Origin of the sequence: Proteus sp. G2300 (genome assembly GCF_009915965.1) — a bacterium.
Classification (GTDB): Bacteria; Pseudomonadota; Gammaproteobacteria; order Enterobacterales; family Enterobacteriaceae; genus Proteus; species Proteus vulgaris.
Map to the genome: position 1 here is coordinate 364,807 of NZ_JAABNK010000023.1, position 14,890 is coordinate 379,696.

At 36.3% G+C, this 14,890-nt stretch carries 12 protein-coding genes; 5 read left to right on the forward strand and 7 right to left on the reverse strand.

The window, feature by feature from the left end:
• Positions 1-17 precede the first annotated feature (17 nt).
• From GWI97_RS13165 to GWI97_RS13180, 4 genes are all read right to left on the reverse strand, one after another.
• Entirely contained in the window at positions 18-350 is a 333-nt protein-coding gene (locus GWI97_RS13165; RefSeq protein WP_036936322.1) for an SMR family transporter, read from the reverse strand.
• 133 nt (positions 351-483) lie between these two features.
• Positions 484-1,713 (reverse strand): sugar transporter, encoded by a 1,230-nt coding sequence (locus GWI97_RS13170; RefSeq protein WP_036936320.1) that lies wholly within the window; start codon positions 1,711-1,713, stop codon positions 484-486.
• A gap of 460 nt (positions 1,714-2,173) precedes the next feature.
• Entirely contained in the window at positions 2,174-2,593 is a 420-nt protein-coding gene (locus GWI97_RS13175; protein WP_087802275.1) for a hypothetical protein, read from the reverse strand.
• 202 nt (positions 2,594-2,795) lie between these two features.
• Positions 2,796-3,581 carry a class I SAM-dependent methyltransferase gene (locus tag GWI97_RS13180; RefSeq protein WP_123822163.1) on the reverse strand — a complete coding sequence of 262 codons (786 nt, stop codon included), beginning with the start codon at positions 3,579-3,581 and terminating at the stop codon, positions 2,796-2,798.
• 289 nt (positions 3,582-3,870) lie between these two features.
• On the opposite strand from GWI97_RS13180, the gene copM reads away from it, so the two are divergent.
• The 4 genes from copM to GWI97_RS13200 all read left to right on the forward strand — a co-directional run bounded on the left by copM (position 3,871) and on the right by GWI97_RS13200 (position 8,053).
• Positions 3,871-4,245, forward strand: coding sequence for a CopM family metallochaperone (gene copM, locus GWI97_RS13185; protein WP_087802273.1), 375 nt, complete (start codon positions 3,871-3,873; stop codon positions 4,243-4,245).
• A 164-nt stretch (positions 4,246-4,409) separates the two neighbouring features.
• Positions 4,410-5,321 carry an AraC family transcriptional regulator gene (locus GWI97_RS13190; RefSeq protein ID WP_036936309.1) on the forward strand — a complete coding sequence of 304 codons (912 nt, stop codon included), beginning with the start codon at positions 4,410-4,412 and terminating at the stop codon, positions 5,319-5,321.
• A 242-nt stretch (positions 5,322-5,563) separates the two neighbouring features.
• Positions 5,564-6,733: an iron-containing alcohol dehydrogenase gene (locus GWI97_RS13195; protein ID WP_036936307.1), complete on the forward strand. Its 1,170-nt coding sequence runs from the start codon at positions 5,564-5,566 to the stop codon at positions 6,731-6,733.
• 288 nt (positions 6,734-7,021) lie between these two features.
• A complete protein-coding gene (locus tag GWI97_RS13200) occupies positions 7,022-8,053 on the forward strand; it encodes a glycosyltransferase family 9 protein (RefSeq protein WP_036936306.1) in 1,032 nt (343 codons plus the stop codon).
• Between the two features lie 416 nt (positions 8,054-8,469).
• Here GWI97_RS13200 and GWI97_RS13205 read toward each other — a convergent pair whose 3' ends face one another.
• The 3 genes from GWI97_RS13205 to GWI97_RS13215 all read right to left on the reverse strand — a co-directional run bounded on the left by GWI97_RS13205 (position 8,470) and on the right by GWI97_RS13215 (position 11,678).
• Positions 8,470-8,832, reverse strand: a complete 363-nt coding sequence (locus tag GWI97_RS13205; protein ID WP_087802271.1) for a hypothetical protein — start codon at positions 8,830-8,832, stop codon at positions 8,470-8,472.
• A gap of 238 nt (positions 8,833-9,070) precedes the next feature.
• The gene (locus GWI97_RS13210; protein ID WP_036936302.1) at positions 9,071-10,612 is read right to left on the reverse strand and encodes an ABC transporter permease; all 1,542 of its coding nucleotides are present in this window, start codon (positions 10,610-10,612) and stop codon (positions 9,071-9,073) included.
• Positions 10,613-10,661: 49 nt separating this feature from the next.
• Positions 10,662-11,678: an extracellular solute-binding protein gene (locus GWI97_RS13215; protein WP_052038488.1), complete on the reverse strand. Its 1,017-nt coding sequence runs from the start codon at positions 11,676-11,678 to the stop codon at positions 10,662-10,664.
• A 254-nt stretch (positions 11,679-11,932) separates the two neighbouring features.
• Here GWI97_RS13215 and GWI97_RS13220 point away from each other — a divergent pair, with 254 nt between their 5' ends.
• On the forward strand, positions 11,933-12,997 hold the full coding sequence (locus GWI97_RS13220) for an ABC transporter ATP-binding protein (protein WP_036936300.1): 1,065 nt from the start codon (positions 11,933-11,935) through the stop codon (positions 12,995-12,997).
• Positions 12,998-14,890 lie beyond the last annotated feature (1,893 nt).

Sequence of the window (14,890 nt, forward strand, 5' to 3'; positions counted from 1 at the left end):
TCTTCCTACTATACCTATTAATGTGAAGCACTTTTTGAGAGTAAGTTTATGACTAAAACACCAGCAATAATCAATCCCATGCCAATAATTGCCGGTAAATCAAGCTTCTGTTGATAGATAAAAACAGCCGCAACAGAAACTGACACTATCCCTAAACCACTCCATATTGCATAAGCAATACCCAATGGCATCACTTTTACCACTTGAGAAAGCGCCCAAAAAGAAAAACAATAACCGATAACGACAATAATTGATGGATATAATCGGCTAAAGCCCTCAGAAGCTTTTAGCATTGTTGTCGCAATCACTTCCGATATGATCGCCAATATTAGGTAAGTTAATCCATTCATTTTTTCGCCTTAATCTTATACAAAGTCAATTTTGTGAATTTTATCACAAGCCATATTGGGGATATTCATTTACAACAAATAAAAAAGGCACCTTTCATGTAAAATAGATGCCTTTCAAAGTGAAAATATTTATTTAGTGTTGGTGAAGCTGATTCTTTTTACGAGGCGCTCCTCCCATAGAAACGCGATAACGACTAAAAATGAAACCACACCAAATAACGGCGAGAATACTTAATATCGTGCCTGCATACCCCACATTTGGCATGCCCGCATGTAAAATAACTTGATTACCAATCAAAGCGCCTGCACCAATACCAATATTAAAAATACCGGAATAAATAGACATCGCAATATCTGTTGCATCTGGCGCTAAATCGATCACTTTAACTTGCATACCAAGACCAATGCACATAAAACCAATCCCCCAAAATATAATCAACACAATAAATGTCGTTAAATTTTGGCTACTTACCATCAATAAACTTAAGCAAGCAGTCAGTAAAATTAGAGCAAAAAATAAAAATGAAGTTGGCATCTTGGCACTGTAACGACTAAACAGCACACTACCGATAATGCCAGCGCCACCAAAAATAAGTAAAACTAACGTCGCAAAGTTTTGATCTAATTTTGCGATATCAATGACAAAAGGCTCGATATAACTATAAGCCGTAAAATGCGCCGTAACGGCAATGACCGTTAATAAGAAAATCCCCATTAATGGTCCACGTCTTAATAAGACAGGCACACTTTTTAATGATCCTGAATGCTCGCTCGGTAATAACGGCAAATAGCGCATTAGCGCAAACATAGTAATTAAAGCTAAAGCACCAATACCCATAAATGTTGCACGCCATCCTAACCATTGCCCAACAACTCGCCCAATAGGTAGACCAAGAACGGTCGCTAATGCAGTTCCTGTTGCTAATAAACCGAGTGCTTGTGCTCGTTTACCAGGAGGCGCCACTCTAATTGCCAATGAGGCAGTAATAGACCAAAAAACCGCATGAGAAAAAGCAACACCTATGCGCCCTGCTATCAGCGATTTAAAATTCCATGCAATACCTGACAAAATATGACTTAAAATAAAAAGAATAAATAAGATAATAAGTAACTTACGGCGTTCAACTTTACTTGTCATTATCATTAAGGGCAATGACATTAAGGCGACCACCCAAGCATATATTGTGATCATTAAACCTGTTTGAGCCGGGAGCATTCCAAAGCTTTCAGAAATATCACTTAACAGAGCAACAGGAACAAATTCTGTTGTATTAAAAACGAAAGCTGCAAACGACAATATTATAACCCTGATCCACGCTGTTTGGCGACTTACTTCGTTTATGTTTGGTGCTACGATATTCATAATTAGTCAATGTTTTCTTAAATAATATTGATGTATATATCATTACTTTATAATATAAGCTTCCATATGACTCGCTTTGTACACTTACCTTAAAAAGGTTTTACTTTATTGATAATAAAAAATGGCATAATACAAAAATGCATTTTGTTAAAAACAAAAAATAAACCAAATTATGACTAAACTTCATAGCTAAAGCGAATCAGCTATCAATTTTAGCATATTCATCTCATAACTTTAAATCCCTAACGCAACTTCTTTTTAACGTTAACATAATCTAAGCATAGTAAGATTACAGATATAAATAGCATATTCTCAGTCTACTTAGAATAATAAAAATAAACGATTATGAGTGAAAATCCACAGTATATTCATTGGATTATGATAAGAAATATTAATTTATTTATTAAAAACATTCTTATATTGGGATAACAAACGAATAAAAACAGGAAGGATATATCAATTACTGGCTTAAATTATCAATAACTTGAATTGCTTGCTTACAAGCAATGTTTCTTGTAGATGATGTTGATTTATCAAAAGCATTTTTAATGGTAGAAATTTGCTCAACAGCTGAGCGAGGTAAAATTAAACTTCCATTAGAAAGCCCACTTTCAACCTCATTTAACTTCTGAGCTAATTGCTGACAACTACCATTATTCTCTTTTGACCTATAGACAGCCATAAATGTATCGCGCTTTGCCTCTACAGTAGAAATAGTTTCACTCATTTTTGATGATGAACTTTCAATTACTTCACGCCCTTCATTCCAAATTTCAGCCGTCGTTTCTTTAAAGACAGACACCATTAAAATTGCAATAAAAATAGCCAGCATGATTGTCAGTGATAAAAGCCCTCCTGCAATAATAAATACCTGTTTCATCTTTAACCCCGCATATTAGTTATCTCTGTTTTTAATATATATAGTTTAAATAAATCAGGTTCAATCTGGATTACGATTCTTTTTATTTTTTACATTTTATTACGGAGGTATACAGTTCTAATTATTCTTATTTTATTTTTATAAAAATAAGCACCTAGTCGTAGGTGCTATTAATCAATATATAAAATTATCTTGATAAAAATCATTTTTTAGAGCAACACGCAATATAATTTAAATTATGGCGATTTTCTCTAAAAAAACGAAACATAGATAAAAATCGTTGCCTATTTTGTTTGTTCTTCAACCCATTTTTAATTATTTTTGCTGTTCTAAATAACCCTTCATCATGAATTAAACCTATAGGTGACATTAAGCTCATATTGCCTGATTTTATTTTTACTTCTAAAAATCCAGTAGTAATAAACAAGTCATGCCATTCTTGCTTAAACATAGGAGCTACGTTCGATTTTACTACCCCAATTAAATCGTCTTTATCTACATCATTATTTATTTTCATAATATCATGTGTTAATAACAGGCCACCCGGTTTTAAAACACGATAATACTCTTTTACTAATTTAGCTTTGGCTTTATCCGCATACATTGTCAACATGGCCTCATTTAAAACCACATCAAAACTATTGTCAGGAAAAGGGAGAGATAATGCATTGGCTTTTGTTAACTGAATTAAATGTGATAACTGTGCACTCTCAACATTATGTTGTGCATTAGCTAACGCTTTTTCATCCATATCAACAGCAATAATATGACAACCATATTTTTGTGCAATTTCGATTGACGTTGTCGCCATATTGCAAGCAATCTCTAAAACTTGGCTTGAAGAGGTAAAATGCACATTATTAATTAACCAATCAGATGCCTCAACACCACCTGGCCTTAAGCGCGTTTTCCCTAAACTGGCTAAAAAAGTATGTCCTGCTTTTGGCTGTTCTTGAGATAAAGTTTGTGTTGTTGTTTGAGTTTCCATATCGCCACCTATAAAGTTGCATCAATAATACAACTTTATAGTAAAAAACATTTGATGGGAATAGTTATCATTACTTTTTCTATTTTTATAAAGAAAATCTTAAAGTACACAACAAATAAATTTTAAATTTTGCTATAAAACTAATTAAGATAGAATGACTTAATCAAAACACTCTGCAATTATGTCATTAAAAGTAAAGAATATTAAACTTTATATAACAACATTGACCTTCCCCTAAGGGGAATCTTTAAAGTAATAACAATTTCACAATAAATCCAAGGAAACTGTTATGAAAAAAATTTTACCTGCTGCGGTTATTTTAATGAGTACTATCTCTTTTGGTGCAATGGCAAACAATACACATATGAACATGAATATGGATACATCGCATAATAGTTCACCAATGCAGAAAGAACTCAATGATTCCATGAATAAAATGCATGCTGATATGGCAAAAGGAATGAACACTGATAATGCAGATGTTGCTTTTGCTGATGGAATGATTGCCCACCATTTAGGCGCTATTGATATGGCTAAAATTGAATTGAAATACGGTACAGATCCTGAAATGCGCAAGCTAGCTCAAGCCATTATTGATGCTCAAGGGCCAGAAATTGAACAAATGCAAAAATGGTTAGAAAAAAATAAAGCTCATCAACAATAGATTGATATCGGCTGTGATTTTTTGTAGCACAGCCTATCTCATTTTTAATATTTCCTGCAAAATTTCTTATCCAAGATAAATCAATTAATTGTCTAATATTCGTCTCATACATTATAATTTTATTACTAAAGTAATATTTTCCTTTTCCCCAGTATGGAGTCTGCATGAATAATAGAGAAAACATGGCGTTATTAAACCAAAAACTTGCCATGCTAATTGCAAAATGGACTCACAATACGCATTATTTTGATACTCAAATCCCAGGATTGGCATTAACACACTGGCGTTCTCCCACACCTATTACCAGTCATACACATAAATCAGGCATATGCTTAATTGCTCAAGGTGAAAAAAGAGTAATTTTAGGAGAAGAAAGCTTTATTTATGATGCCAACCATTTTTTAATTTCTTCCATTGAACTTCCTGTTATGGCGAATATTATGAAAGCCAGCAAGGATAAGCCTTTTTTAGGGCTAGTTATGGAATTAGATCTACAAGAAATATCTCAACTGATCGTCGATAGTGGGCTAATATTTAATTTAAACTCAAATGCTCAAAAAGGAATTGCCGTCGGTGAATTATCAGAACCTTTATTAAATGCATTTATTCGATTGCTTACACTTCTTGATGAGCCTGATAGTATTAAAATTCTTGCTCCAGGCATAAAACGTGAGATTTTTTATCGCTTGCTGATCACTGAGCAAGGTGAGCGTTTAAATCAAATCGTTACAGCGGGTAGTCATAGCCATCAAATATCAAAAGCGGTTGATTGGTTAAAAAACAACTTTATAAAGCCAATTAATATCAATGAATTAGCCTCATGCACTGGAATGAGTAAATCTGCTTTCTATACTCATTTTCGGACAATGACATCAATGACACCACTTCAATTTCAGAAAAAACTTCGCCTCAATGAAGCTCGCCGATTAATGTTAACTGAAAACTTAGGTGCAATAACAACCACTTTTCGTGTTGGCTATGAAAGCCCTTCTCAATTCAGTCGTGAATATAGTCGATTATTTGGATCGCCTCCAGCAACCGATATTAAGATGCTCAAAGAATCTAACAATATTTGAATACAACCGCTTTTTATAAATCCAATCGTTTTATCTTTTTTACCTATTTATATTATTTATTATCACTTTGTTATCTTTTGGAAAATTAGGCAAGAGACTAAGAAGATCGGACATTCATATCTCAATGCAGAAGCGATAGCATCTCTATTAAACAAAAATAGACCAATATTTCTTGAAGTTAAAAGAACAAACTATACTTCAATGAGATAGCTATCAAATTAATATTGCAATAGGATATCAAAATGCAACTCGATTTTACTTACTACAACCCGACAACTATTCATTTTGGTAAGAACTCTCTTGCTAAATTAAATGATGAATTATCACATTATGGCGAAACCATCATGCTGATGTACGGTCGTAATGCAATCAAATCTAATGGCCTTTATGATGAAGTGATGGCAATACTCAAACATGCAGGAAAAAAAGTGGTTGAGTTATCAGGTGTGATGCCTAATCCAACTTATGCAAAAATGATGGAAGGTGCTCAATTAGTTCGTGAGCATAACGTCAGCTTAATTTTAGCTGTTGGTGGCGGTTCTGTTATTGATTGTGCCAAAGGGATCTCTGTTTCTGCTTATTGTGAAAATGAAGATCCTTTCCAAAAGTACTGGGTTGAATATCAAGAAATTGCAAATAAAATTATTCCTGTTGCTTCAATTCTTACTATGGTAGGCACTGGCTCCGAAATGAATGGCGGTTCTGTTATTACGCATGAAAAAACAAAATATAAAATTGGCCGTGTATTTCCTGCCAATGTATTTCCTAAGTTTTCAATCTTAAATCCAGAATATACCTTTACGGTTTCTCAATATCAGATGGTGAGTGGTGTATATGACACAATGTCTCATCTGATGGAACAATACTTTTCTGATCAAGGTGCAAATACAACCGATTATTTAATTGAAAGTTTATTAAAATCTTCTATTGATAATTTACGTATTGCGCTTAAAAAGCCGTCTGATTATGAAGCAAGAAGCAATCTGATGTGGAATGCAACTCTGGCACTAAACACACTGACGGGGCTATCAAAAACGCAAGATTGGCAAGTCCATATGATTGAACATCAATTGGGGGCTTATACCGATTGTGCTCATGGAATGGGACTTGCTGCAATTTCTCTGCCTTATTATCGTTTTATCTATAAATTCGGTATTGAAAAATTCGTACGCTTTGCCACCCAGGTATGGGGAGTATCTACAGAAGGTAAAACGCAAGACCAAATTGCACTTGAAGGTATTGATGCACTTGAAAGTTTCACAAAAGAGTGCGGAATGGTAACTTCGTTAGAAGCACTAGGTGCAACAAAAGAGATGCTCCCAAGTATTGCTCAATCCACAACAATTATTGGCAAGGGTTATAAAAAGCTAACAACTGAAGATGTTCTCGATATTTTAGAAGCGTGTTTCTAATTATCTATCAATACCCTTGTCAGCATCAGCTTAGCCACTAAAATAAATTTCATATTTAGGCATGTAATAAATACGATGATTATCTAAGAAATAGTCATCGTATTATCAATAGCTCAACATTTGAACTTATCCACCTCTTATTTTCTCTTCAAAAAGCAGATTAATTCTCTGATAAAGATGCCTCTACATATCGAATAGCCTATAATCATAAATATATAATATGATTACTGCTGAAGTTATACTTTTCAGCAATGAATTTCTCTCATTCGAATATACATAAATCTAACTATGCCTAAAATATTAATAATACAAAGAGATAACATTGGTGATTTAATACTTACAACACCATTAATTGATTCTCTTGCCCATGAATATAATACGAAAATAGATCTACTCGTAAACTCTTACAATCAAGCGATTCTAGAAGGTAACCCTTCTGTCGGAAATATCCATGTTTACAGCAAGTTACATCATAAAAAATCAGGCCAATCATCTTTAAAACTTATTCTTAGTCGCTTGAAAATTATTCTTGATATGCGTCGTCAACATTATGACGTTGCCATTATTGCTCGTGATCATTGGGCCAAAAGAGCATTGCAATGGGCAAAATTATCAGGTGCTAAGCGTATTGTCGCTATTGGCAATGACACACCTTCAGCAGTGACAGATCCAATTCCAACACCGTCTAATAGAGGTCATATCGCTGAGTTGTTCTGTCAACTAAGCCATCCTCTTGGAATAGAGAAAAAAGCAGGTCCTTTAAAGTTGTACGTCAAAGATGAAGAGATCGCTACAATTCGCCAACGTATTAAAATAACTGAAAATATTCCTATTTATGGCTTACAAATTAGTTCACGCAAGCCACAACAACGTTGGCAAGCAGAAAAATTTATCGCGTTAGCGCACCAATTAACACAACGCGAAAAATGTCATATTCTTCTCTTTTGGTCGCCAGGCAGGAGCGATAATAAACTGCACCCTGGTGATGACGAAAAAGCACAATTTATTCTCGAACAGTGCAAAAATATTCCTATCACACCAGTGCCTACACAAAACCTTAGAGAATTAATGGCCGGTATGTCTTTATGTGATCAAATGCTAACTAGTGATGGGGGAGCATTACATATTTCAGTAGGTGTTGGTGTACCAACAGTAGCTATGTTTGGTAATAGTGATGCTGATTTTTGGGGACCGTGGCATATTGCGAATGAAGTACTAAAAGCACCTGAAAATAATGTAGAGCTTCTTACGGTAGACGACGTATTTACTCGTTTTATTACACTAAGAAATAGAATTATTGCCTTAGACACAAAAAGTTAATCGGCGATCACTTAGACAAAACAATATCAAATATAAATCACCTTTATTGCCACAACTGATAAGGTGATTTTTTATTTTACACACTATCATGATTAGACGTAAGATATTTGAAATAGAAACGCGCGATAAATTCGGGGATATAGAAAGACAGGTTACTGTCACTAATTTTCAGTATGTGTAAGAAACATTTACTCACCAATTTTATTGTCGGACACCCTGGGTTCATTATGGGGACGTCTTAACCCTGTTCTGACAATTTGAACCGCAGAAACACGTAAATCTCAGAGCTTGCCATGCTTTCGTACTTAACCCCGGTGATAGTCATATCGATTGGTGTATTGTACGACCGCCTCTTTCAGTTTTCACCTAGTGTAATGAAACGATTTCGCATGGGAATATGCCCAGGTATCAGGCGGTCAGCGCGTTTGTGATGTGACAATTTTGATGATATCACCATTAATGACGAGGACGCCCATTTCAGCCACGGTATTCATTGCCGCAACCATCAGGTTACCAATGGTCAGGGGATACAGATTACTGGTATACACATCCTGCTTGGTGTACGGCTGATGCCCGGTTTTGATGGTCATCTTTTCGCGTATCATCTGAATACCAGAAGCATTAATGGCCTCACCGGCTTTTTTACCTGCCCGGTCAAACTTAAAGGTAATAAAGTCCTCCAGGTCATTATCCAGCGGGCAAAGTTGCACCATCTCACAGCGTTGCACTAGCACTACTTCACGTACCGACGGGTTATGTTCACTGGGTTTATCCCGCAACGCCTGCTGCCCCCATTAAGATGATGGACAGCAGATGTTTAACGCCGAGTTTCATTTCTGAAAAGCGTTTCAGGTGTTTCAGTGTCGTCAGTGGCAGTGAATGCGCTCATCAAATCCAGAGTGCTTATCAAGCATGCTTGGTTATCAGCACTCTGAGGTGGTAAAAATAGTAGGTAGCAATACCCAAATAGGCAACCAGTTGATATCTTAAGTGACAAAAATAGTATCACGAACCTATTCACCCTGAGTAATGTCTTTTCAATAAATAAACCGGAATACCTGAAAATAAAATTAAAGACAGACCATAAACAGCAACTATAGAATAAGATAAACCTTCCTGAGCATGCCAAATCTCAATGGCGATTGTTGACATACCCGCAGGTGATAAAATAAGAGTTGCAGTTAATTCTTTCATCATTTGCAAAAAGCACAGTGCCAGCCCGGCAATGACTCCAGGACGGACTGAGGGTAAAATAACCCGCATTAATAAAGTGGCTCTTTTTTGCCCTAAAGAATCAGAAACTTCTTCAATATGGTAAGGAAGTTGCTCCACAGCAGAGCGCAGTGTTGTCTGGGCTAATGGCAGATAAAGCATCAAATAGGCCGGAATTAACACATAATAGGTCTGATAGAAAATACCTGCATATAAGACCGTGTATCGTGCAATAGCCAAACCAACAACAATCGATGGAATTGCGTGTAAAATAAAAGGTAAGCGCTCCAGCCACCGGGAGAGAAAACTCGAATAACGAACAGAAAACCAGACTAAAGGGGACGCAACCAATACTGTTATTGCCGCAGAAATTAACGAAATAAATATCGTATCGGCAATGACGTTAAAATAGGTTTTCCAGGAAAAATACTCACTATGAATGGCCGTTCCTTCATAAATCCACTGACATAACACAATGACAGGTACAACAACACCTAAAATAAAAATTAAAGAAACAAATCCAATGACAAACCACTCTCCATAACCTAAATAAATAAGTTTTGGTGGGTGAACAACCCCCTTACCTGAACGAACCCGATTTGCCTGTCCTCGGATTTTTAATTCAAAACCAATAATGCATAAACATAAAAGCACCAAGACAAAACAGAGTACCGCAGCCGTCTGAGTATTATAATAAGCCTCAAATTCTGCAAAAATAGCGGTACTGAAAGTATCATAACCCATAATCGCAATAACACCGAATTCAATCAGTAAATGCAAAGCAATCAGAAGAACAGCACTGCCTATTGCGGGTTTTAATTGCGGTAACAGGACATGAAGAAAAGTATAAAACCGGGAACGCCCTAATGAATAACTCACTTCCTCCCACGTTGAGTCAATGCGTTTTAATGCAGCTGATATAGGTAAAAATGCTAATGGAAAAGACACGAGCGTCATTACAAGGCTTGCCCCTAAAAAGCCTGAAAAAATGCGTGTATTAAGGCTAAACCAGGTGAAGCCACTGACAATACCCGGGATACAAAGAGGTAAACTAATTAATACACTGAGTAAGTTCTTTCCTCTTACCTGACAACGTTCAAGTAAAAATGCACATAGTCCCCCTAATAACACACTTATCAATGTCACTGTAAAACACAAAAGTAACGTATTTCGTAAAAGTAAAAATGTTTCTGCACGAAAAATAAGGTGATAAGTCTGATGAATATCTAACGTTATTCCATACTGTAAAATATAGAGAATGGGTAATAACATTGGTAATGTAATAATCACAATAACAACCGCCAGAAGTAACGGCGGTTGTTTTGTTTTTCTGGTATGAAAAAACACACCAGCTCCTTTTATCTCATTGAAAAAATAATTTTTCTGATTAATTGTATTACTGGATCCCAGCCTCTTTTATTAACGCTTTTGCCTCATCACTTTCTTCCTTAGTTGTAAATGACGTTTTAGGCGGATCCAGGCTATCAAGTTTCACTAAGTAGCTCACTGGCGATACTGCCTGAGTATTGGCCGGCCACTCTGCCGAATTTTGGACATACAGTTCCTGTCCTGCCTTGCTCGTTAAGAAAGTGATAAACTGTTGTGCTTCCGATTGATGTTGTGATGAACGTAATATTCCGGCAGCAGAAAAACTTAATGCTGAATCTGCATCGCCATTACGCATGTAGTAAATTTTTGCCTTAACATTGTCTGCACCGCCTTTTTCTTTATAAAGACGGTATAAATAGTATTGGTTGATCATTGCAACATCCAAATCACCCTGATCGATTTTCTTTAACGCAGCCATATGCCCTTTGATTGATTGACCATTTTCTTTCATCGCAGCTAAAAACGCTTTTGTCGCCTCTAATCCATGTAATTTTTTATAAACGGCTATTTGATCAACAAGCGCACCTGATCCCGGGTGATAAGAAAAACGATTTTTCCACGCAGGATCATTTACCATTTTTGTCCATGTTTTAGGAATGTCGCTTTCTTTAACTTTATCCGGATTATAGGCCAAAACACGGCTACGAACGCCAATGGGAACAAAATCCTGTTTCGATGCGGAAGGGATAGTCTCAGAATTCACATTGGTTAACGCATCGGCATTAATGGGTACTAATAATTTTTCAGCACTTAATGACAGGAAAGGTCCTGTACTTTCCGCAACAAAAATATCTGCCGGGGATTTATCCTGTTCTTCCTTCAGTAAACCGGCAAGTTCGGAAGACTTACCGTATTTTAACTTAACCGGGATCCCTGTTTTTTGTGTAAATTCCGCAGCAACCTGTTCTATTCCGCCATCCTTATGTTGCCCATTATAAATTAACAAGTCAGCCTGAGCGATTTCTGAAAATAAAACACCACTGAGTGTAAGTGATGAAATAAGCAGCTGATACCTTTTTTTCATTTATTAGCCTCATGTATCGATTTGTAAACCAAAATACTTTATCATAATGAGAATGAGAATATAAATTATTTACTTTATGAGTGGGCGTACCTCTTATCTTTTTTCTGATTTAATAAATAAGCCCATAGACTTTATCGCTAAACAGAGAATGAAATATGACTGAGGAGCGGTGATTAACTATTCTAGAATATTTAAAAATCAAATAGATAAGTCATTACTATCTTTCTGATAAAACAATAACAGGGATGGAAAAAATGAATAAAAACACGGTATTGTCATTACATAACATTAACAAAAGCTTTGATGGAAAAGTAAAAGTCAGCGAAGATATTAGCTTTACTTTAAATAAAGGAGAAATCCTTTCATTACTGGGTCCTTCTGGCTGTGGAAAAACGACACTGCTACGATTAATTGCCGGATTTGAAAGACCCGACAGTGGGGAAATTACCTTATATAACAGAATACTATCATCATCAGGAACTTTCGTGCATGCCAAAGATCGCCATATTGGTTATGTTGTACAGGAAGGTATCTTATTTCCACACCTCAATGTTTATCAGAACGTAGCTTATGGTTTAGGAAATGGTAAAGGTCAACTGCCATTAGAACAAAATCGAATTAATTCTATTCTTCATTTAATGAAGATACCTGAATTGGCTCAGTCTATGCCCCATGAACTTTCTGGAGGACAACAGCAACGAGTTGCATTGGCAAGAGCATTAGCTCCATCACCTGAACTAATCCTATTTGATGAACCTTTCTCTGCAATGGATAGTGCGTTACGTGTTGAGTTACGCGCTGAAATCATAAATATTTTGAGGGAAACGGGACAATCAGCAATTATCGTGACTCATGATCGGGAAGAGGCTATACAATGTTCTGACTATATTGCAATATTACGTGAAGGCAGATTAGTGCAGATTGATACCCCACAAAACATCTATCGTTACCCAGTAGATATTTCCACCGCCTACTCTATTGGTGATGTCAATATATTAAAAGGTGAATACCATTCAGGAAAGGTAATAACCCTGTTGGGTGAAATTACGGTTACATCTGATGGTACTTATGATGGTCATCACGGTAAAATAATATTACGGCCAGAAAATATCACCTTAAATCAAATTAACTCCGTTCCTTCTCATAGAGGCGTGATGGTTGTATTAGAAAAATACCAATTTAAAGGTATGACTAGTGATGTTGTCATTAGTATTAACGGTCAATACCTTGATTTGACTATCATTAATACAACCCCATTACAAGTAGGTGAGTATTACCTATTATGTATTCATTCAAAAGGGTTATTTTACACAAAATAATACATTCATTTATTATTGTTGCTATTGGCTAGTAATATATTTATAAAAGCTTTTTATTAAATATTATTTTTTCCCAAACAACCTGATTATCGGTTATTAATTTTTATAGTTCTTCTTTTTATTTTGGCACAAATATTTAGATTCCGTGGAATAATTGGTGATAAACAGTATAGCGACCCTTTAGTGTTGATGGGAATGTGAGGTGCAACATTAAGGAGATGTAGTGATCGCGCAGTATTCACTTGCTGTTCTCTCTTCCCTCTGGGCGTAGATAAGCAACGGATAATTATTGAACATGATTGATAGTACATCACTCTGTTTTTCAAGGAAATTGCCGCCTATTGTAATAAAATGACGCTATGCCACCTCTCTTTCCGGTTCATATAAACCTCCTGTAAGTAGTCCCAATTGCGAAGTTGTTTACTTCAGCGTTCGGGATGTTGTTCATAAGATAACTGATAAAAAACAGGTTTAACACATATAAATTTTCGAAATCCAGACAGGGTTTAACCTAACTTAGCAAGCGCTACCAGACATGAATCTCACCAGAAAGGGTATAGTCCTTTTCAAAGAGTTAATGATCATACAAGACTCCAACAAATCAGGTAGGAAAGTTCGCACCAGATAGCGCTGTTATACCCTTTTCTTTGCAAGCAATAATTTCATCCTTCACGCTCTCCTCATCAAATTCTGATTTAGCGTAGAATCACGGGATCTATTAAAAGTAATGGTGACTCATAGATGAACAAGTCTGATCAGTTAGCGATTCAGGAATTTCAATTTGATACATTCCGGTATGTCTACCAGGAAGTAATCGAGTTTCAATGGGTTCGGAAAAGTTAATGTTTTCGAAAACAAGATCTGTCAAATTAGCCGCACTGAGTAATGGGGAGGGGGTGTTTGAAGGTGAACACCCGGATGAAACAGCGTCGGAAGACCAAGCTGATAACACCCTACCCACTACATCGGGTACCTTGTAATCGTGCGATAGGACATATAGGAGTTCGATTGTTGAGCGGTTGTAGAAGTATGTGGATTGGTCAATCCAGCCTTTTGATGTCCCCGTATTGATAAATACACCGTAATTACGATATTGAGGGGAGATCGAGACAGAAGTTTGTGTTAAAGATAGTGTGGTAATTGATGCAGTATGTGTACTGAGGGCGCGGGTAGGTAACATATATGCTGTTCCCCATGTGGTACGAGTATCGGCAAATACTCCTGTGCAGCCACACATAACAAAATTAGGTTTAACGGGTTGGAAAACCACGGAGGCACCATAGACAGGGACGGTGGTTAACAAGAGTGCCATTAAAAGAAAATTAAGGATCGATTGCATATTTTTAACATTCCATAAGTAGTAGAGATAGTAACATCTCACCAAACATTAGATCTAGATAGAAAGAATGACCATATGATTTAACGAAAGAGAAATCACATGGAGATCGTCGAGAGCTATGTTAGTGAGTCATCTAGATCGGCAATAAAAGACAGGACGTGTCGTCCCAGGACTTACATTATCGGGTCGGGCCTTAGGAGGGTCATCATGCCCTTACCATGTTTAGTTATTAATTTCATGGGTAATAAAGTGCAATTAAGTTCGCTTCAGTAATTGGCGAATTATCGTATAGGAGTAACAAAATTGAAAAGGAAACGACTGGTTATGACGTACCCCTTTTCTCATACCGCTTTGCTAGCTACGTACTGATACGTTGTTATTGAGAATCCAACAATCCCCATACATATTTTTCCATCGGGCCCGATATGCCTGCACACGTTCATTAATCTCTGCCTCAGGCAGTCCATCACAACATGCTTGCTCGTAAAGCCGCAGACACCGTTCTCGATGCCGTTTTATTGCTCTTTCACTGAGTCCGGTGATACCCGTTCTAT

Excerpts from the sequence above, each read along its gene's own strand:
- GWI97_RS13180 (WP_123822163.1), bottom strand. The coding sequence starts at position 3,581 with ATGGAAACTCAAACAACAACACAAACTTTATCTCAAGAACAGCCAAAA.
- GWI97_RS13200 (WP_036936306.1), top strand. The coding sequence starts at position 7,022 with ATGCCTAAAATATTAATAATACAAAGAGATAACATTGGTGATTTAATA.
- GWI97_RS13195 (WP_036936307.1), top strand. The coding sequence starts at position 5,564 with ATGCAACTCGATTTTACTTACTACAACCCGACAACTATTCATTTTGGT.
- GWI97_RS13165 (WP_036936322.1), bottom strand. The coding sequence starts at position 350 with ATGAATGGATTAACTTACCTAATATTGGCGATCATATCGGAAGTGATT.
- copM (WP_087802273.1), top strand. The coding sequence starts at position 3,871 with ATGAAAAAAATTTTACCTGCTGCGGTTATTTTAATGAGTACTATCTCT.
- GWI97_RS13190 (WP_036936309.1), top strand. The coding sequence starts at position 4,410 with ATGAATAATAGAGAAAACATGGCGTTATTAAACCAAAAACTTGCCATG.
- GWI97_RS13170 (WP_036936320.1), bottom strand. The coding sequence starts at position 1,713 with ATGAATATCGTAGCACCAAACATAAACGAAGTAAGTCGCCAAACAGCG.
- GWI97_RS13215 (WP_052038488.1), bottom strand. The coding sequence starts at position 11,678 with ATGAAAAAAAGGTATCAGCTGCTTATTTCATCACTTACACTCAGTGGT.
- GWI97_RS13175 (WP_087802275.1), bottom strand. The coding sequence starts at position 2,593 with ATGAAACAGGTATTTATTATTGCAGGAGGGCTTTTATCACTGACAATC.
- GWI97_RS13220 (WP_036936300.1), top strand. The coding sequence starts at position 11,933 with ATGAATAAAAACACGGTATTGTCATTACATAACATTAACAAAAGCTTT.